At 53.6% G+C, this 19,976-nt stretch carries 15 protein-coding genes; 7 read left to right on the top strand and 8 right to left on the bottom strand.

The window, feature by feature from the left end:
* Positions 1-36 precede the first annotated feature (36 nt).
* From JMJ16_RS05085 to JMJ16_RS05065, 5 genes are all read right to left on the bottom strand, one after another.
* Complete coding sequence (locus JMJ16_RS05085) at positions 37-837, bottom strand: ABC transporter permease (RefSeq protein WP_374228985.1); 801 nt, start codon at positions 835-837, stop codon at positions 37-39.
* A gap of 37 nt (positions 838-874) precedes the next feature.
* Positions 875-1,675 carry an ATP-binding cassette domain-containing protein gene (locus JMJ16_RS05080; RefSeq protein ID WP_201378959.1) on the bottom strand — a complete coding sequence of 267 codons (801 nt, stop codon included), beginning with the start codon at positions 1,673-1,675 and terminating at the stop codon, positions 875-877.
* Positions 1,676-1,682: 7 nt separating this feature from the next.
* Positions 1,683-2,102, bottom strand: coding sequence for a MarR family winged helix-turn-helix transcriptional regulator (locus JMJ16_RS05075; RefSeq protein ID WP_201378953.1), 420 nt, complete (start codon positions 2,100-2,102; stop codon positions 1,683-1,685).
* Between the two features lie 169 nt (positions 2,103-2,271).
* Positions 2,272-3,774, bottom strand: a complete 1,503-nt coding sequence (locus JMJ16_RS05070) for a PAS domain S-box protein (protein WP_201378951.1) — start codon at positions 3,772-3,774, stop codon at positions 2,272-2,274.
* 343 nt (positions 3,775-4,117) lie between these two features.
* A complete protein-coding gene (locus JMJ16_RS05065) occupies positions 4,118-5,932 on the bottom strand; it encodes a peptidoglycan recognition family protein (protein WP_201378949.1) in 1,815 nt (604 codons plus the stop codon).
* A gap of 584 nt (positions 5,933-6,516) precedes the next feature.
* On the opposite strand from JMJ16_RS05065, the gene argF reads away from it, so the two are divergent.
* A complete protein-coding gene (argF, locus tag JMJ16_RS05060; protein ID WP_201378947.1) occupies positions 6,517-7,524 on the top strand; it encodes an ornithine carbamoyltransferase in 1,008 nt (335 codons plus the stop codon).
* A gap of 73 nt (positions 7,525-7,597) precedes the next feature.
* On the opposite strand, the gene dnaE is transcribed toward argF, so the two are convergent.
* Together dnaE and JMJ16_RS05050 are read right to left on the bottom strand one after the other, a co-directional pair.
* The gene (dnaE, locus tag JMJ16_RS05055; protein ID WP_201378945.1) at positions 7,598-11,119 is read right to left on the bottom strand and encodes a DNA polymerase III subunit alpha; all 3,522 of its coding nucleotides are present in this window, start codon (positions 11,117-11,119) and stop codon (positions 7,598-7,600) included.
* 398 nt (positions 11,120-11,517) lie between these two features.
* Complete coding sequence (locus JMJ16_RS05050) at positions 11,518-12,993, bottom strand: HAMP domain-containing sensor histidine kinase (protein ID WP_201378943.1); 1,476 nt, start codon at positions 12,991-12,993, stop codon at positions 11,518-11,520.
* A gap of 471 nt (positions 12,994-13,464) precedes the next feature.
* Here JMJ16_RS05050 and JMJ16_RS05045 point away from each other — a divergent pair, with 471 nt between their 5' ends.
* Both JMJ16_RS05045 and JMJ16_RS05040 read left to right on the top strand, forming a co-directional pair.
* Entirely contained in the window at positions 13,465-14,100 is a 636-nt protein-coding gene (locus JMJ16_RS05045; protein ID WP_201378941.1) for a hypothetical protein, read from the top strand.
* A gap of 5 nt (positions 14,101-14,105) precedes the next feature.
* Positions 14,106-14,894 (top strand): PhnD/SsuA/transferrin family substrate-binding protein, encoded by a 789-nt coding sequence (locus tag JMJ16_RS05040; RefSeq protein WP_201378939.1) that lies wholly within the window; start codon positions 14,106-14,108, stop codon positions 14,892-14,894.
* A 127-nt stretch (positions 14,895-15,021) separates the two neighbouring features.
* On the opposite strand, the gene JMJ16_RS05035 is transcribed toward JMJ16_RS05040, so the two are convergent.
* Entirely contained in the window at positions 15,022-16,020 is a 999-nt protein-coding gene (locus JMJ16_RS05035; protein WP_201378937.1) for a CHAP domain-containing protein, read from the bottom strand.
* Positions 16,021-16,301: 281 nt separating this feature from the next.
* On the opposite strand from JMJ16_RS05035, the gene JMJ16_RS05030 reads away from it, so the two are divergent.
* The 4 genes from JMJ16_RS05030 to JMJ16_RS05015 all read left to right on the top strand — a co-directional run bounded on the left by JMJ16_RS05030 (position 16,302) and on the right by JMJ16_RS05015 (position 19,929).
* Positions 16,302-16,973, top strand: a complete 672-nt coding sequence (locus JMJ16_RS05030; protein WP_201378935.1) for a response regulator transcription factor — start codon at positions 16,302-16,304, stop codon at positions 16,971-16,973.
* Positions 16,924-18,522 carry a HAMP domain-containing sensor histidine kinase gene (locus JMJ16_RS05025; protein WP_201378933.1) on the top strand — a complete coding sequence of 533 codons (1,599 nt, stop codon included), beginning with the start codon at positions 16,924-16,926 and terminating at the stop codon, positions 18,520-18,522. Before JMJ16_RS05030 ends, JMJ16_RS05025 begins: the two co-directional genes overlap by 50 nt.
* 65 nt (positions 18,523-18,587) lie before the next feature.
* The gene (locus tag JMJ16_RS05020) at positions 18,588-19,547 is read left to right on the top strand and encodes an aminoglycoside phosphotransferase family protein (RefSeq protein WP_201378931.1); all 960 of its coding nucleotides are present in this window, start codon (positions 18,588-18,590) and stop codon (positions 19,545-19,547) included.
* Positions 19,548-19,701: 154 nt separating this feature from the next.
* Positions 19,702-19,929 (top strand): hypothetical protein, encoded by a 228-nt coding sequence (locus JMJ16_RS05015; protein ID WP_201378929.1) that lies wholly within the window; start codon positions 19,702-19,704, stop codon positions 19,927-19,929.
* The last annotated feature ends 47 nt before the right edge of the window (positions 19,930-19,976 follow it).

The following is a 19,976-nucleotide window of genomic DNA, read 5'->3' as shown; positions in this document are numbered from 1 at the left end:
GCCCATACGTATACTGCTTGAGTGCACGCAAGCGTGCTACTGGACGATGCGAGGATAGAGCTGCGCGCCGATAATGATCAGGATGGTTGTGACCACAAAGAGGATGCCGAAATCGGCTAGCAGGGCAGGAGCACTAATGCCGTCGCCAATCATGAGCATGCGGACACCATCGACGAGATAGGTCAGCGGATTGATGCGCGCGATAACCTGAAGCCACGAGGGCATAATAGCGATAGGATAAATGGCATTACTGGCGAAGAACATGGGCATGGTAATTACCTGGCCAATGCCCATGACACGATCACGCGTCTTCAGCAGACAGGCGATAATCAGCGAGAGAGTTGAGAAGCAGGCCGCGCCCATCATGACCAGGACCAGGACGCCCAGGATCGCCAGCGGATTAATATACATATGCACGCCTAGCAACAGTGCCAGCAGGTAGATGACTACGGCCTGAGGAAGCGAGCGAATGCCAGTAGAGAGGGCTTTGCCCAGTACAAGCGCGCCACGTGGCGTCGGACTAGCGAGAAACTTATGGATCACACCCAGGTCGCGCTCCCAGATGATGGCGATGCCAGCAAAGATCGAGATGAAGAGCACGCTCTGTGAGAGAATACCGGGAGACATAAACTCCAGGTAACTAATCTTGCCCGTTGGGATAGCGCGAATGCGCGTAAAGACTTCACCAAAGACGAGCAGCCAGAGGGCTGGCTGGACCGCGCGCGTTATCAGGTCAGTGAAATCGTGGCGGATCTTGCGCACTTCCCACTCGGCGATGGTAAAGGTCTTGCGGAAGAAGTTGGACGTGACCGCTACAGGTGAATGTTGAAGCGCGATGGTGGTCGCGGGTTGTTGCGCCAACGATAGCTGTTCACTAGCCAAGTCTTCGGGCCGTGCGTCTTGCTCGTGAAGTTTCACGGTAACTCCCTCCTGATTCCAGGGCATCGCCCGCGTAGTAGACAAACACATCGTTAAGGTCAGGATTCTCGCCATCCACCGTCGCCTTGAGCTCGTCTGGCGTGCCGATAGCGGTGATCTCGCCCCGGTGCATGATGCCGATGCGCGAGCAGAGGCTATCGGCCTCTTCCATCGAATGCGTGGTCAGGAAGATGGTCATATCATTTTCCTGCCGAAGTTGCATCAGATGGTCCCAGATGGCCTGGCGCGCCACGGGATCGAGGCCCACTGTTGGCTCATCCAGGAAGAGCACGCGTGGCTGGTGCAGCAGAGATTGTGCCACCTCCAGCCGGCGAATCATACCACCAGAGTAGTTGCGCACCAGCTGGCCACTGGCATCAGTAAGGCCCACGAAGGAGAGCACCTCTTCAATACGCTCCTTACGCCGAGCGCGAGGAAGGCTATACAACTTCGCGAAGATGAGCAGGTTCTCAAAACCTGTCAGGTTACCATCGGCTGAGAGGGCCTGGGGAACATAGCCGATACTACTGCGTACCGCGTTAGTCTGGTGAATAATATCGAAGCCGTTGACTGTCGCGCCTCCCGCTGTGGGCGAGAGCAAGGTGGTCAGCATCTTAATGGTCGTGCTCTTACCCGCGCCGTTGGGTCCAAGCAGACCAAAGACCTCGCCTTGTTCAACCTCAAAGCTAATGCCCTTGACCGCCTCGTGATCGCCAAAGCGCTTCACCAGTTGTCGGACCTGAATGATTGCTGTCATGCGTATCCTATTCTCCAAATCCCTGGGCTTCCGCGACCTCCAGCAACCGATCTATCAGGTGCTGGAGCTGCTCCTGTTCTTCAGCGCTAAGCTCGCCTAGCAGGCTCATTAGCACCGAACGCCTACGTTTGCGCCCCGCTTCAATAAGGGCCTCCCCCTGCTCCGTAAGCGCGATATGCACTACCCGCTCATCGTCTGTGCGGCGCTGGCGCGTGATAAGCTCAGCCTTCTCCAGGCGCTTACACGCTGTAGTCGCAGAACCTGGACTGATACCCAGTCCATGTGCCAGTTCGCCCAGACTTGCGGGTCCGTGCTTGTCCAGGTAGCGCATCAACCAGTACTGCTGCGGCGTCATTTCGGCGGTACGCAGTGGTCTGATTATACGTGTCAGGGTCAACAGCTCTTCCGCGAGGTGCTCTGTCTCCATATACGTGTGTACTGTATCCTTCCGCATTTGAGTATCAAACGTTTTGATATTCAAATTAATTATACGTAGGTTTAGTTGCTTACGCAAGGGGTCGAGAGAAAGGTTACCTGACAGGGTAAGGCGCATAGAGTCCTCCACCCTAGGCGCCCGATGTATGAACATCATGCGCCTATGGGTTGGCGAGTTGATTTAGGGGGAGAATGAAGTAGAAGGTGGAACCCTGGCCAAGTTCGCTTTTAACGCCGATCTCGCCACCGTGAAGTGAGATGATTGTCTGGCAGATATAGAGCCCCAGGCCCAGGCCCATAGAGCCGCCGGGCCCACCCTGGATACGCCTGCCGGGCACCTGGTAGAAGCGCTCCCAGATGCGTTTCTGCTCCTCCGGAGTAAGGCCGGGGCCTTCGTCATGTACAGCAACCTTGACGTGTTTGGCATTCACTTCGACATTGATTTTAACAGGTTGATCATCGGGCGAATATTTGATGGCGTTTGCCAGGATGTTATCGAGAACCTGGCTGATACGCATAGCATCCACAATAACCGGGATATATGGCTCTGCGGGAAACGTCAGCTCGAAACAGCGTTCAGGATTGGTGATCTGTGCATCCCCTATGACCTGGCGCACAATACAGATGAGATCGAGAGGCAAGGGATTAATGGCCAGTTGCCCCCTGGCGATACGGTTGGCATCTACGATATCGTTGATAATACGACATTCAGCGGTCACCTGCTGTTCGGCGCGCTCCAGATTTTTTTGCAAGCGGTCTGTGATCTCAATAAACTTCTCTGGTTCTTCGGGTGTCAGCAATTTTAAGCGCTTACGCATCATCTGCAAGCTTGTACTGATGCCGGTCAGCGGGGTGCGCAGTTCGTGACTGGCCATGCTCAGAAAGGTATCGCGAAGCTGCTCCTGGGCCTTCTGCTCATCAATATCGTGCGCCACGATATAAATCACGCCTTCATCCAGATTGGGGCGCGCCGACCAGGCGATCCAGCGATAGGTTCCGTCTTTCGTACGGTAACGATTCTCTGATGCTTGTATGACTTCTCCACACTGCAAGCGTTTTATCTCAGTACGTTTGATCTTTATATCATCAGGATGCACATAATCTAGCGAATCGCGCCCAATAACGTCCTCTGGTTTATAGCCAAGCAGTTTCTCAAAGGCAGGGTTCACCTGGATATAGTGACCCTCCATATCAATCACACTGATGATATCCAGTGACATCTCAAAGATGTGGCATAGCTCTTCTTCTTTACGCTTCTGCTCTGTAATATCAAAGGCCTGGTAAGCAATCTGTGTCACCATTCCCTGTTCATCAATAATAGGATTCAAGATATAGCTACTATAACGCTCCTCGCCTTCCACTGTGTGATAGCACGCGCTTCCTCGTATGGGATGCCCTTTCGCGGCTCTGGCAATTTCGCCCTTTATTTGCTCCTGTTCATGGAGAAGTCCATTCCACCAGCCCACCTGCCATAAGGGTACTCCGATCTGCTTCTCTTTGGGGATAGATGTAATAGGCGACCAGGTCTCGATTACATCTATAATCACACCTTCAAGGTCTAAAACAACAAGATAACCTCGTACATGGCGCAAAATGGTATGCAGATAATCTTCTTGCGTTTGCGTCATCACAGCTTGTTTTTGCAGCTTTGGGCGCGGGAACATATATATATACTCCTCCATAGTAGACGATGAGTAAGCATCCCTACTAACTCCTGTCTCCGCGTAAAAAAGGCACAGTTACTTTCATGTTGAATATATCATAGAAATTTGTGTAACACAAACTGATCGATTAAATAATTAGTGTGCATCGCGTCTCTTTACAAATAACGTGACTGAATACGTTTTTTCTATATTGCTCTATTTTGCGCCTGCGTAGCTTAAAAAGCTGATGGAGTAGCAGTGAGCGGGCATCAGCCTGCTCACTGCTACTCCATCAGCTTAGGAATATAAGATGTGCCTCAGTAACCACGTACCATATGCCCTTTAGGGCTGCTAGTAGCGGGCTCTATTTTCCAGTCTTGATTGATTGGACCGGGGTAATAGCGCTGGCTGGCACCCAGGCCTGGCGATGATTATAGTTAATCTCGTACCAGAGGTTGGTAGTGCCATCTTCAACATAGGTATAACCTGAGACAAAGACAGCATTGCTAGGAGCCGTCGCAATGACCGTGGCTCCTGTCTGGGGCTTGCCATAGATGGGAACTGTGCCACTGGGATCGTTCAGCGTCATCGCTGTCCCCTGTCCCTCTACCGCAGCACCAGGAGGTACGGCGAGCCAGGCCAGGTGCGCCGACTGCACGAGGCTGGAGGGCGTGCTATGCGCCTGGTCGGATTCTCCATACCAGATCTCATAGAGTGTATCCCCTGTTCCCGCCGGGTCTTTAACTTTCGCCAGGTAGTAGTAACTGATGTTCGTCTCGACGTTGTTGGTCTCATCCGTTACATCAGTTGGGTCGCCCAGCTGGGGGATGCGCGCCGATTGAGTACTCGGCCCGGTGTAGAGATAGAAAAAGTTAAAGTTGGCGGGCGTCTCTGTCCCATTCTTACCAAGGGGCTTCTTATCCGTTGAAGGCTTGAGCGTAATGATATGTGTATCCTTACTCTTGGCCGTAAACGGGGCGCCCGATTGCTGTTGTACAAGGTTGAGGTAGTAGGTCCAGAGCCAGTAGGGACCCGGATCGACATGGTTGGTGGAGAGGCCTGGAGATGGGACCGTTCCATGCGAAACGATGTGATCATGGTCCAAAGGAATATTGTACTTATTAACCAGGTAGGCAGTCAGCTTGGCCGAAGCGAGATACTGCGCGGCGTTATACCAGAGGAAGCCTGTCGAATCATAACCAATATGCTCGATACCAACGGAATGCTGGTTATACCAGTAGTTACCTACATGATACGCGAAATCCTTGTCATGCAAAAGTTCATATACCGTTCCATCAGTATCTACAATATAATTGATACTGACGCCCGATGTATGAGATTGGAAGACGTTGAGTGCCCCCTGCAGACTTGTTTCGGTATCGTGAATAACCACGTAGTTCACGCTTAGATCGGTAGGACGATTCGCGCTCTCATATGTACAATAGGGATAAACCGCCGGTGGGGGAGTACAATCATAGGCGTTAGGGTCCAAAATACAATCGACAGCGCCTGGATAGTCGACATTGGCATCGACCTGGCAACCCGAAGGTATCGTAGTCGCAGCCTTGACATTCATCGCGGTTGCCTTGTTGACCTTCACACTCTCAGGAGCAAGTGTGACGACCTCTCCAGTTTCATTAGGAGCACTAAAGCCGTTCTGCACAATTTTAAATAGCGCATCTGCATACATCAATGCAGTGGAGTGAGTTGTGGCATGGCTGTATGCCACAAGCGTGCCATACCAGTCACCCAGGTTCCCTGGTAGCGTGTGGCTGGGCGAGAGCTGAATGGCCTCATCGTGCAGCACAGCAGCGCCACCACGAATATTGGTCGCGATATCGCTTTTCAACTGCTGTGGATCTACATGTAGCGCTTTAGCTGCCTGGGTAAGCGTATCGCCGCGCTCGTTTTGAATCAAGTGCATGCATCCATAGCCTCCATCAAGACTAGGATGGCCTCCATGATTACTTAGACGCCCCTCCATATAACAGAGCGCCTTAAGAATCGAGACGGGAACTCCACTCTCCTGAGAAGCTTGCGTAAAAGCCGTGTTCAGACTAGTGGTAGTAGAGACATTGGCTCTGGCTGCTCCCCCACTAAAACCAGTCAGGATCAGGGCACTCAAAAGTGCCATAAGCATAGGGAGGGCGAAGGACACGAGAGATTTTTGGCGTCGCATAGTACAACATACCCCCAATCATGTTTTCAGTAGAACATTAGAAGGAAGGAAAGAAGCCGATCTATCTCTCTATCGGCCTGAGGGTGCATGAGCATTTATAAGATACTGTTCCCCCGAAGAATCTTTATAAACTGCTCAATTACTTGTAAGTATAACATATCAATATGCAAATATGCTTGTCAAAAGAGCAAAGGGTGCTTATGGGCTAGAACATAAATTCCCCTGGCATCTTGAGAAAATCATGAGATATAATTGTGTTTAATCCAGTGCTCTAGTTAAGGGCCGTCCTCTACGAGCAGGGCGGCCATGTGGTGCATCAGGCAAAAAGGCGACTGCCTTTCGGAAACCTGAGTGCGTGGCCCCAAATGGGGACGAAGCACTAGTCACGTGAGTGACGTTGGTTTCCGCATAAGAACTAAGCAGGAAATGAGAGCCTTTATCTTTTCTCTCCCGACTGTGCGAACGTTCCATATCACCTGTACCTCTTACAATGGCGTAGACACAAGCACTGGCGACCATTGGATCGATCCGGTAACACTGGCCTGATATCCACTGGCCACACCACAGCAGAAGGAAGAGACCGTATGCCTTTTAACTTGTTTAACAAGAGCCTACTCACGCTGAAGGATTTCTCGGCAGAGGAAATTCACTACTTGCTCGACCTGTCAGCCGAGTTGAAGGCCGCCAGGGCGGAGGGACGCGAGACGCAACGTTTGCGCGGCAAGAATATCGTACTGATATTCGAGAGAGATTCCACACGTACACGCACCTCATTCGAGGTCGCGGCTTTTGAGCAGGGCGCGCAGGTTACCTATATCGGTCCCAGCGGCTCACACATCGGCTATAAAGAGACAATCCAGGATACCGCACGTGTGCTTGGACGCATGTATAGCGGCATCGAGTATCGTGGCGCCAGCCAGCAGAATATTGAGGCCCTGGCCCGCTACGCTGGCGTCCCGGTCTGGAATGGCATGACCGATGAGGAACATCCCCTCCAGATCCTGGCCGACCTGCTTACGATGCGCGAGCATACATCAAAACCGCTCAGCGAGGTCGCCTTTGCCTTCCTGGGGCACGTTGGTTTCAACATGGGACGCTCGCTCCTGCTGGGCGCGGCCAAACTGGGCATGGATATCCGCCTGGGCGGCCCCAAGGCCTATTGGCCGGATGAAAGGAGCCTGGATTATGTGCGGACTCTGGCTCTGGAGACAGGTGCGCGCATCACGGTAACCGAAGACCTGGAGAGCGCGGTCAAGGGCTGCGACTTTATCCACACTGATGTCTGGCTCTCCATGGGCGAGGACACCAGCCAGTGGGGCGAGCGCATCCAGCAACTCCTCCCCTACCAGGTCAATAGCCGCGCCATGGCCCTGACTGGCAATCCCGACGCCAAATTTATGCACTGCCTCCCCGCCATCGCCAACAAGGAAACAGTGCTGGGTCAGAAGCTCTACAAAGAATATGGGCTGGATGGGGCCGAGGTCGTCGACGAGGTCTTCGAGTCCAAAGCATCCATTGTCTTCAACCAGGCCGAGAACCGCCTGCACACCACCAAGGCCGTCCTCGTGGCAACTCTCAGTAAGTGCTTGTAGATAGACATAAGAGAAAACAACAGTACACCCGGTCGCGTTCTGCGACCGGGTGTACTGTTGTTTTCTCTTATATCTAATCCATGACGGTGACCTGGATGGAGTCGCTGCCGAGCATACGAGCGACCTGGCTATGCAGAACATCGTTATAGTTCATGGTGTTGTTGTGCGGCGTCAGGCGCACCATCCATTCGCCATTACAGACGCAGATCTCGTAGTAGTCGCGACCCGGCTTCTCGCTCAGACAGCGATGGAGGTCCTGCACCTTCATGATGTCGTTGGAGACGGAGATGTCGTCATCGCCACTGATATTGACAGTGAACCAGACCTGGTAGCGCTTGCGGTTCATCTCCTCCTCGGCCTTCTTGAGCGGCTCCACGCTGTCGCAGAGGATGCCGGGCTCGTCGCGGCGCACCTGGACGGTTCCCTTAACGAGCACGATGCTTCCCTCCTGCCACAGCTCTTTAGTCTGCTCATAGGTGCGGGGAAAGATGGTGATGCCCAGGGTGCCATACATGTCCTCAAGCTGCACAACACACATATCATCGCCCTTCTTGGTCGTGATGCGCCGCGCCTCCTTGATCATGCCACCCACGGTGACCTTCTTGGTGTCCAGTTCCTCGGTCACCTGGTCGATGGTGTGCGTCGCTCCACGCTCCACAAAGATATCGCTCAGGTAGGCCAGGGGATGCTTGGCGATATAGACCCCGATCAGCTCGCGCTCCCACTCCAGCAGTTGCTTGCGCGGAATCTCCTGGGCATTGGTCGAGAGACTAAACTCCAGCGAGCCGCCGACCTCCTCCAGATCGCCAAAGAGGCTTACCAGGCCACGCTCCTTGGCTGAACGCTCGCTCTTGCCATACTGGACCGCGCGCTCAACCGAGGCCAACAGGATATGGCGCTGGTTCTCACCTGGCATGAGCGAGTCCATCGCGCCCACCTTGATCAGCGTCTCGATGGCACCTTTACCAACCGCGTGAGCGTCGACGCGGGTACAGAAATCGCCCAGGGATTTGAAGGGGCCGCCCTCCGCACGCGCCCGGATGATGCCGTCGATTGGGCCATCGCCGATGCCCTTGATAGCGAGCAGGCCAAAGCGAATGCCACCGTTCTCGATGGCGAAACCCTTCTGGCTCTTATTCACGTCGGGACCAAGCACCTCGACGCCCATGCGCTTACACTCGGCGATGGCGTTGGCGATCTTCTTGGCGTCCGCGGCCTCAGCGGTCATGGTCGCGGCCATGAACTCGGCGGTATAGTTAGCCTTGAGGTAGGCGGTGTAGAAGGCCACAACGGCGTAGCTCGCGGCGTGGGCCTTGTTAAAGCCGTAACCACCAAAGGGGAGGATCTGCTCGAAGAGCGTCTCCGCGACCTCTTGCTTCACACCATTCTTGACACAGCCCTTCAAGAAGTCGCCCTTGTAGCCCTCCACCTCATGCATGATCTTCTTACTGAGCGCCTTACGGAACTTGTTAACCTTGCCCCAGGAGAAGCCCGCCAGGTTGACGGCAATGAGAAGCACCTGGTCCTGGTATACGATGACACCATACGACTCCTCCAGCCACTGCGAGAGGCGCGGATCGAGATAGGTTACCTTCTTGCGTCCATGTTTGGCGTCAACGAACTCGGGAATACTATCCATCGGACCTGGACGATAGAGCGCGACCATGGCGGTGATATCCTCGATGCAGGTTGGTTTGAGCATCTTGATATACTCGCGCATCTTCGCGCTTTCCAACTGGAAGACGCCGGTGGTCTCGCCTGCCGCCAGGAGTTCATAAGCCTTCTGGCGCTTGCGGTCAAGTTCTGGATCGCCGGTGGGGTCCAGCGGCAACTTCTCCAGGTTAATGTCCTCGCCTCGTGACTCTTTAATAAACTTCACGGCATTATCGAGGATGGTCAGGTTGGAGAGGCCCAGGATATCATATTTGATCAGGCCGATCTCTTCCAGGTGGGCGTGCTCGTACTGGGTCGAGATACGGCCCTCACGCTTCTGGAGCGGCACAAAATTGACCAACGGCTCATTGGCGACCAGCACGCCCGCGGCATGCACGCCCGTCGAGCGCACCGAGCCCTCCAACTTGAGCGCCATATCCAGCAGATCCTTGGCCTCGCCATCGCGCTGGTAGAGGTCGTTCAGATCGCGCACATCGTTGAGGGAGCCTTGCAGCGTAATCTTGGGGCCTGTGGGAATCAGGCGCGAGATCTTATCGCCGAGGTCCTGGCGTCCCATCGAGCGCGCCACGTCCTTTACCGACTGCTTGGCGGCCATACTGTTGAACGTTACCATCTGCGCCACGCACTCGTGCCCATACTTCTCGCCCAGGTAGCGGATAACCTCTTCACGCCGGTCATCGGGGAAGTCCATATCGATATCGGGCATGTCGTCGCGCTCAGGATTGAGGAAGCGCTCGAAGAGCAGCTGGTAACGCAGAGGATCAACGTTGGTGATGCCCAGTGTAAAGGCGACCAGGCTACCAGCCGCCGAACCTCTAGCCAGGCAGCGAATGCCCTGCTCACGCGCCCAGCGCACATAGTCCGCCACGACCAGGAAGTAGGGTACAAAGCCTTTTTGCACTATGATGCTCAACTCATAGTCAAGCTGACGCTTCAACGGCTCGGTCAGCTCGCCAAAGCGATAGCGAATGCCTTCAAGGCACTGAGCATAGAGGAACTCGTCGGGCGTGCTGTACTGGGGTGGAATATCGACTTTGGGCAGTTGCGCCTTGTAGGCTAGGGGATCGACCTCGCACTGCTCCGCCAGGCGCACCGTGTTGAGCAGACCATCATGTAGCTCTGGGAAGAGATCGAGCATCTGCTGCGGGCTACGCAGGAAGTATTCATCGCTATCGAAGGCGAAGCGGTTGGGGTCGCTGAGGGTGCTACCCGTCTGCACACAGAGCAGGACCTCGTGCGCGTGCGCGTCCGTATCCTGGACGTAGTGCAGGTCATTGGTGACGATCATAGGCACGTCCAGCTCTTTGTGCAAGCCATAGAGCATCTTATTTAGCTTGTCCTGGGGAGAGGGCGTGCCGTCCTTCTCGTGGCCATGGTGTTCCTGAATCTCTAGATAGTAGTTCCCTCGCCCCAGCACATCCTGGTACCAGCGAATAATGTTCTTGGCCTCGTCTTCCTTCCCCTCTAGCAACAGTTGGGGAACCTCGCCGCCCAGGCACGAGGAGGTAGCAATGATGCCCTCGGCATATTGAGAGAAGATGTTCTTATCGATCCTGGCGTGGTTGGCGTACATGCCTTCGGTATTGGCAATGGTCATCATCTTCATCAGATTGCGGTAGCCAGTGTTATTCTTCGCCAGTAGGAGCAGATGAGTATAGTCACGCTGACCACGCTTCTTGGCCTTGACGTTCATATCCTCGGTCAGATACGCCTCGACGCCCAGCACAGGACGGATATCATTAGCCTTGCACGCCTTGTAGAACTCCAGAGCGCCATACATCGCACCATGATCGGTGATCGCCAGGTGCTTCATACCCAACTCTTTGGCCTGTTTCACCAGCGTCTTGATGCGGCTAAAACCATCGAGCAGGGAGTACTCGGTATGGACATGCAGATGCGCGAAATCAGTAAAATTTTGCATTAAAAATATCTTCCCGCTAGTATATCAATAGTTATAATCAGTGACAGAGCTTCTCATTATCCGCAATTGCTCGTTGTGATGGTGGTATGTGCCTGCTCGTGGTAAATACCGCGAGCAGGCACATACCACCATCACAACAACAATGATACCTCTTTCAACACGAAGTTATGCCAGGCTTGGGAGAAAAGAGGGACCTTTTGGCCTTCTTAGTATATCAGATCAAATGCCCGCTCTGACGTTTCCTTGAGGGTAGCCTTATCTCAGTGACGAGCGCGTCATCATCGTGATCGAGCCTGAGCGCATCACAAAGATGGGCTAGAAAAAATAGTGAGAGGTGGTATGGCTGGGGATGCCAGCCATACCACCTCTCACTATTTTTGACCTAGTTGGTGGGGCGCCTATTTGGAGAGCGGGAGAGAGAACCAGAAGGTGGAACCGATGCCAGGGGTGCTCTCCAGGCCAACCTCGCCACCATGAAGTTCGACCAGGCATTTGCAAAGGTAGAGGGCCAGGCCCATGCTCAGATCGAGCCGATGCTGTACACTGAGGCCCTGGGAGCGGTAGAAGCGCTCCCATATATGCTTCTGGTCCCTGGATGATAAGCCAGGGCCTCGATCCTGAACCTGTACCTGCACCTCACTCCCCCTCTTGCTCACACATACATCAACCGCGCTCTCCCGCGAGGAATAGGCCAGGGCATTCTCAAGAAAACAATGCAGCACCTCTTTGATGCGGTCCGTATCCACGCAGACCGGGTAGTCGGCCTCCGGATCAGCAAAAAAGACGCGGATAAGACGCTGAGGATAGGCGGGTTGCATCGTTTCTACCACATCATGCACGATATCAGCCAGGTTATAGAGATGTTTATTAAGAGTAAGACTATTGCTCTGTAACAGCGAGTCATCAATTATATAATTGATTATGTGCTTCTGTTGATGCGCACTCTCCAAGGCACTATGGAGAGCACTTTCAACGCGCTCTAACTGCCTCTGGACTCCGGGCTGATTCTGCTGACTTTTCCGTAAGCGCTGTAAGCGATGCTGCGCCAGTTGAATACTTCCAATCAAGGTAGTAAGGGGCGTATTAAGTTCATGGCTGGCCAGGTTGATGAAGTTATTCATACGCTGGTTGGTTTCTGCCAGCACCTTTTCGCTAGCACTGGACTCCATCCATTTTTGGATTGCTAACAGACGTTCGAGAACCAGCACAATTAGGGTTGCGATAGCCTTCACCAGCTCAATATCTCGCTCAGAAAAAGGCTTTTCTTGATCTGTCCGGCCAACGACCAGGTTACCAACCAGATACTCTTTGGCGCAGAGGGGAGCAATAAGCATGGCTTGCTCGCTAAAGTCGTTAGCGTACTCGGGAGGTAAGTGAATTTGGGAGCGCGATAGGATGATAGCTTCCTGGTTATGGAGACGCTCAATAACATCCTGGTTAAAGTAATCACTCAGCCTGTATGTACCAGAGACTGCGCAGCGCTTGTGAAGTTGTTCCTCTGAGAGGCCAGACGCACTAAGTAAAAAGGCATAACCCTCGGGAAAAGTATGAGTATATAACAACACCTGGTCGCATTTCATCTGCTGCTTTACAAGTTCTACCAGGTGTTGACCAATATCTGCCATTTGCGTGAGCGAGATCCACGCTTCCTGTGGTAAAGACAGCGTATTGCAAACAGGCAGGGTAGGAAGCGTCGCGACAAACTCCAGGAGTGCGTGATTGACTTCGACAAGCACTACTTCCTCTAGCCTTGCCTTATTTTCACTGGCTATGTTCGAGGTCGCTTTCTCAGCTTGCTTCTCCTCATGCGGTGGTTTGACCTGGGATATCGGAGAGTCGCTGGTCTCTGACTCTCGTAGTTCCCGCTCCTTCATAGCATACTCTTTATATATTTGCTAGCCTGACAGAGCTTCGTTGAAGGCGCTCGATTTGGCAAAAGTATCCTTCTACATTATTATCTCGCTATCAATCAAGCTAAGCTACACTTATTTATGACTATGTTGATAAATTAACTCAATATTATCTTGACAAAAGGAAGGTCAGCCTTTTACAATACGAATAGCTCCACTTTATCTGAGAGTGCTGCCCTATTTATTCTTTGCGAGGATGGAATTTTGTATGTGGATAAGACAAAACGCAATTACTAGCCCACGTGCCTCAAACCCACTGCCGCTCTTCTGCTGCTCATCTATGCGCCGCCTCTGTTGTTGTCCTCGCTAATACTCCCTTTGATCTTGCCTGAAAGAAACATGTAGACGAGAAAACATTTGGCGTACATTTGTACTATCATGCTGATGGCATGATGGGCTAGAGGCATATGCCTTTTTTTAAGAGGAGGTAAAGCAATGAGCACTACCCTCAACTATGTACAACCAGCACTCTCTAAGTCAAAGAACATTATTAAGAAGAACCGGACCGACCTCTTCGTCCTCAACTTTATGCACACGCGTTTACGCTGCCTGCTAGAGCAACCCATACCCGAGGAAGATGAGAGACAACCCTGGCTGCACACACTTGTAGAGCCAAATAACCGCGCGCACCGGATCGCTATCTATCGACCAGATGTCTTGAAAAGCGCCCCTCAGCTCTCCTTCGTTGGCTTTGTGAGCCAGCGGCGTTCACAACTTCCGCCCTGCCTGGTTGACGAGATCAGCCGCATAGATCAGGAGCTACTGGTAAACGTGGCTAATGTACCGAGCCTGGTGAGCTACTCCTCGTTCGCGCTACGTCCTCGCCTCTGGTATAACCTGGTGCTCTTTCAAGGTTCGGGCCTGGGTACACACCTCAAAGGGATGACCGGGCATACCTATGCGGCATATGAGCTGGCGCCCGCTTACTATGACTGGATTCGCCTGCATCAAGGCACGCTCACGCCTGCTTCACAAGATGCCTTACAACTACACACCAGCCGCTATTATCTCTTCGAAGACATGCAAAAATCGGTGGTGGAACTGGCGACACTGAGCAGGAAGGAGCAGTGAGGGAGATGACTGACCATCAAGAGCTACGAGTCGCGACCTATCTTTCGCCGCTGCTCTATGAGACTTACGCCTATATTACGCGCTATCTCGGCGAGCGCCTGGGCCTGGTCGCCATGCTGCGTACCGGCGAGACCCTGGAAGAGTTGATAACAGGCGAGCACAATATCGCCTTCCTCTGTGGTCTCCTCTACGTACGTCTTAGGGACGAACCGTCCTCGGAGGTCGAGTTACTGACCGCGCCCACGCTCCACGGCGAGCGTTACCAGGGTAGGACCATTTATTTCTCCGATATCGTGGTTCGCCAGGAGAGTCCCTACACCACGTTCACCGATCTCTATGGGTCGAACTGGGCCTATAACGAGTTTTCATCCCACTCGGGCTACAACCTGGTACGCTATAACCTCTACCAGCGCGGACTGGACCCCAGTTTCTTTCGCAGCGCCCTCGCGACTGGCTCACACTTGCAATCGCTCCAGGCGGTGCACGATGGACGCGCCGACGTTACGGCCATCGATTCGCATGTGCTCGACGTTCTGCGCCTGCAACGGCCAGACTATGTGGCACAGTTCCGCATCATCGACGCGTTTGGTCCCTCAGGCGTACCGCCGCTCGTTATCTCAACCCGCCTGGAACCACAACTCAGGCAAGAGATACGCGCGGCATTGCTCTCAATGCACCTGGACCCCGAGGCGGCCCAACACCTGCAAGCTGGTCGCATAGAGCGCTTCATCCCGGTCGCCGACTGCGCATATGACGACATCCGCCACATGTCCGCCATAACCACAAGACAATAGCCATCCAAAATGTAGGGTCTATGCTGGCATGGACTCCGAGGCCCGCAAGCCGATACTCTGCCGCAGGCAGGTCGCTTCGCTCGGAGTCCATGCCAGCATAGACCCTACAAGATGATATGCAAATAGTTTACGGCAGGGTGATGAAGGAGACACCTGAGCCGGGATAGAAGGTCCAGTAGGAGAGCGTGGCGAAGCCACCGCCATTGTTATACCAGTTGTAGTTACTGGTATAAACGGAGCCGTCGGCATTGATACTCTCGACATACGCCACGTGTCCAACACCGCCCGCTCCCTGCACTCCCGGCTGGAGAACAATGATTGCGCCCACACTCGGTTTAGAGGAGACATGCCAGCCATACTGGAGCGCTCCAGAGGCCCATTCCCAGGCATTGCCATACCAGGGCACCCAGACGCCAGTCACAGCATGAAAACGCATTGCAGCCCAGTAGGTACATTGCCCATAAGCTCCATGATTAGAGGAACCACCGGCCACCGAACCACCCGAACCGTTATCTGAGTAGCTAACATCATTATTACCGTAAATCGAGACTGCCGTTGCCGTCGCTGCCTGCGAGAGAATCGAACTCTGATTGGGATCTTGCGAATCAGAGAGGTTATTGGAATTGTTGAGACCCAGGTTGGCGGGATTTGTGGCGACACTACCGCTGGCGGGACCTCCCAGTGTATTTACCGCGAGCAGGCTTCCAACCATAATAAAGAGCATCAGGACCGCGACCGAGATCTGGATAACTACACGCCTCCCCTGTGGGGGGCGAATACTTGTTTCGCGTTTCCCTTCGCCCTTGATAAGCAGGGGCTCGCGTAGAGCGGTTGTCTTGCTCTTGCCCAGCATCCCGGTTTGGGCTTTATTTTGGGCATGATACGGAAGCGGCGTGGTAGGATTGGGCATCAGTAATGCCCTGGTCGTGTTGGGCGACCCGAGTGGTCCCGTCTGCCCATACTCTGGAGTAGGCGCTATAGAAGTAGGCACGCCGTTCCCTGCATTGTAGGCATTAGGGGCATTATAAAAGGCTTGCTGATCACCAGTAAACACACTGGTTCCTCCGTAAGGGCCCGGACCATAAATAGGTTTTAGATCCGTCGATTCTCGATCCATCGCAGACATGCAAATACATCCTTCAAAGGCTCTTGAAAAGCAAATATGTGTATAGCCGTTAATGCTAGATTTTTCTCTTTAGAGATAACTCTACAGAAGATGCTATTCGTGGGTCAAGCTTTGCATCCACAAATAGGAGTATATGGCTGTAAGATTGGTATGTAGAATATAAAAATTGTGTGTTTATGGCGGCATGGGCAACGCCCATGCCGCCATAAACACACAATTTTTATATTCCTATTAATGACTCAGTTATACCTGAAATAGGAGAAAAAGGAAGGAGATGCAAGATGCGGATTCTGATCGCCGAGGATGATCTCTTCGTCGGAGAAAGTATGAAGACGGGGCTGGAGCGCCAGCGCTATGTTATCGACCTGGTGGACAACGGCAAACAGGCCCTGGCGCTGGGAGGCTTAGAGCCTTATGACCTGGTCATTCTGGATGTCTTACTCCCCGACATGGACGGTTTTGACATTTGCCGGACCTTGCGCGAGCAGGGGCAGACCATGCCCATCCTCTTTCTCACAGCGCTCGACGGTGTCGACTATCGCGTGAATGGCCTGGATATCGGCGGGGATGACTATCTGACCAAGCCCTTTGCCTTTCGCGAGTTGGAGGCGCGTGTGCGGGCGCTGCTACGGCGCGAGGGACCCAACAAGACGTCACAACTCAAATTTCTGGACATCACCCTTGATACTATCAACCATCAAGTGTGGAGGGGAGAGCGCAAGGTCAATCTGACACGCAAGGAGTATCTCCTGCTAGAGTTCTTGATGCACAATCCCAGACAGGTCATTAGCCGGACCATGATCGCGGAACATATTTGGGAGAGCGACGCGGAAAACCTCTCCAACGTTATCGATGTCTACGTACGCTACGTGCGGCGCAAATTATGTGAACAAGGAGAATCCGATGTTATTCACACCATCAGAGGCTTCGGTTACCAGCTTAAAGAGCCATAGCAAGCGCAAGCATGCATGGCCACTAGGCATACGCGCCCAGGTAGCTCTCTGGACGAGTATGGTCTTTGTGCTCCTCCTGCTGCTCTTTGGCACGCTCTTCTACATGCAATTACGTGCAACCCTGAATCACAACATAGACACCTCCCTGCTCGTGCGCGCACAACATATTACCAGTGGGCTAAACTATAAGAAAAAGATGGAACAGCAGGCCAATGGGCAGAGCCCGATCTATGAGCAATGGCAGGAACACAAGAACGAGGCTATCGAGATGATGCGCCTTCAGCCCAACCTCGCCGTGGACATGGAGGGACCCGTGCGCATCATTGGGCCAGACAACACCGAGATCTACAGCTCGCCGACCTTCCAGGTGCTAAAATTGCCGGAAGCCATTGAGCAAAACACCAGTAAAGGCAAGGCCTGGATTGGGACGGTGACCGCACGCGATGGACAGGAGGTACGCCTCTATAGCCTGCCGCTAATTGACCATGGCAGCGTCTATGGCCTGGTACAGGTGGGTACCTCGCTGGCCGCGCTGGACGCCACCCTCAATAATGTCATATACGAACTCGTACTGCTTGGTCCTCTAGTGCTGCTCCTGGGGGGATTCGGCAGTTACCTGCTAGCCTGCAAAGCTTTCCAGCCTATTGGACGTCTGACCAGTGCCGCGCGTACCATCGCCGTGGGCGACCTCACGCAACGCGTGCCCGTCCCACGCGCCCAGGACGAGGTGCAGCGCCTGGCACTGACCTTCAACGAGATGCTGGCCTCGCTTGATGCCATGTTCGCGCGCCAGCGCCGCTTCACGGCAGATGCCGCGCATGAGTTGCGTACCCCCGTCGCCGCCATCCGCAGCCTGGCGGAGGTCGCCCTCTCTGAGCGCAGTGAACCCGAAATGTACATGTATGTCCTGCAAAACATCACCAGCGAATCCGAGCGCCTGGGCGAACTGATTCGCGACCTGCTGGTCCTGGCGCGAGCCGACGAAGGTCAGGCAAGCTTCGAGCACGAGCCTGTACGCCTGGATCTCCTGGCGCAGGGCGCGGTCGCGACCATGGAGCACCTGGCACAGGAGCGGGCCGTGCATCTCAGTATCCAGGCAAGAGAGCAGGTACAGGTCATGGGCGACGAGGCACGCCTGATCCAGGTCGTTCTCAACCTGGTCGAGAACGCCCTTGTCTACACCAACCCGGGCGGCAACGTCACAGTCGAGACAGGCATAGAGCAGGAGCGAGCCATACTCCGCGTGCGCGACACGGGCATCGGCATCGCGCCCGAGCACCTCCCCCACGTCTTCGAACGCTTCTACCGCACCGACAAAGCCCGCTCCCGCGCCGCCGGTGGGACCGGGCTGGGCCTCTCCATCGTCGAATGGATCATCCACATGCACGGAGGCACCATCGACGTCCAGAGCCAGCCCGAACAAGGCTCGCTCTTCAGCATCAGCCTCCCCCTCGCCAGGCAAACAGAGACACTTAAGGGAGAGAACGCCGCAAATTACCCTAAAAAGCAAGTAAGAACAAGTGCTAAACTGGCCTGTTCTCCCTTATGAGATCCTGAGGCTTAGAATGATAGATACGCAGCCAATAAACCTTTCTGTGTTATATAATGTGCGGCATGGATACAACTGAGAATGGGAAGAATATAGTGGTACCCAATCGGGTTCGACAAAGGGCCAACCAATCGGGCCCGCAAGCCGAGCGGTGGCTGAGAGAACTGCCTCAACTTATTGTCGACCTTGAGCGACATTGGGAGCTTCGCATTGGCCGACCGCTCTCTGGCGGGTCATCTGCGTATGTTGCTCGGGCAAAGACTGCTGATGGGAATGACGCAGTGGTAAAGTTAGGTATGCCTAACGGTGATTTTGCGGAAGAAATAGATACACTAGTCCGAGCGAGGGGCCAAGGCTACGTCCGGATACTGCAGTTTGATTATGATCGACGAGCCATCCTTCTGGAACAGCTAGGACCATCCATGGTGGACCTGAAGCTACCGCCAGAGCGTACCATCATACTGCTCTGTACAATGCTCAAGCAAGCCTGGCTAATGCCGCTAGCTGCAGGCCAGACAATTGCAGCACCTGATTATAAGGCGCAAACTCTGGCGCAGCTTATAACCGATCTGTGGGAAAAGCTTGAGCGACCATGCTTCGAGGGACTGATCTCTCAAGCGCTCAAATTTGCGCGTCGACGTATGGCCGCCTTTGATCCTGGCCGGTGCGTCGTTGCGCATGGGGATCCCCACCCGGCAAATGCTCTCCAGGTCAGCACTCCACGTGTTGGGGCTGAGTCAGGATTTGTATTTGTAGATCCTAATGGTTTTCTTTGTGAGCCAGAATACGATCTTGGTGTGGTACTACGTGATTGGTGTTCAGAGTTGCTCGCGGCACCCGATACAGTTGTACTCGCGCGCAAGTATTGCCGGTTATTGGCTGACGAATCGGGTTTCGATGAAGCCAGCATTTGGGAGTGGGGCTTTATCGAGCGCGTCTCGACTGGCCTTTATATTTCTGCCTATGGATCAAGAGAACTGGGACAGCCGTTTTTTGAGACAGCGCAACGTTTACTTGATGAATAATCACTTTCCCCTTTAAGGCAGAATTTATAGATTAAAAGTAATCTTGGATTCACCTCTAAAGCGGCTTCATCATATTCTCATAAAAGCTCGCTATATTGCATATGTAACCGAAATGGACACGGCGAAATAAAACATTATAGGGAGGAACAACGCCATGACTCACTACACAAACAACTATAACCATTCTGAGTATGGCAGCACGCCTGCATATGCATATGATGTAGAGCACATTAACCACACACATCTTGAGATGGAGACCATCAAACGCCTGTGCCGCCAGGATGCGGACACGATCCTGCTCGACCTCTCCAGCGAGTACGACGACTATGCAGACTATGGCTCCGGCGGACCCGCCCAGGCCTACCTTTCCACCAGGTCATAAAAAAGCAGCGATTGGCAAGCCAGTTGCTTGCCAATCGCTGCTTTTTT

Source organism: Ktedonobacter sp. SOSP1-52, from assembly GCF_016587395.1.
This window is presented reverse-complemented; position numbering and strand designations above follow the sequence as displayed.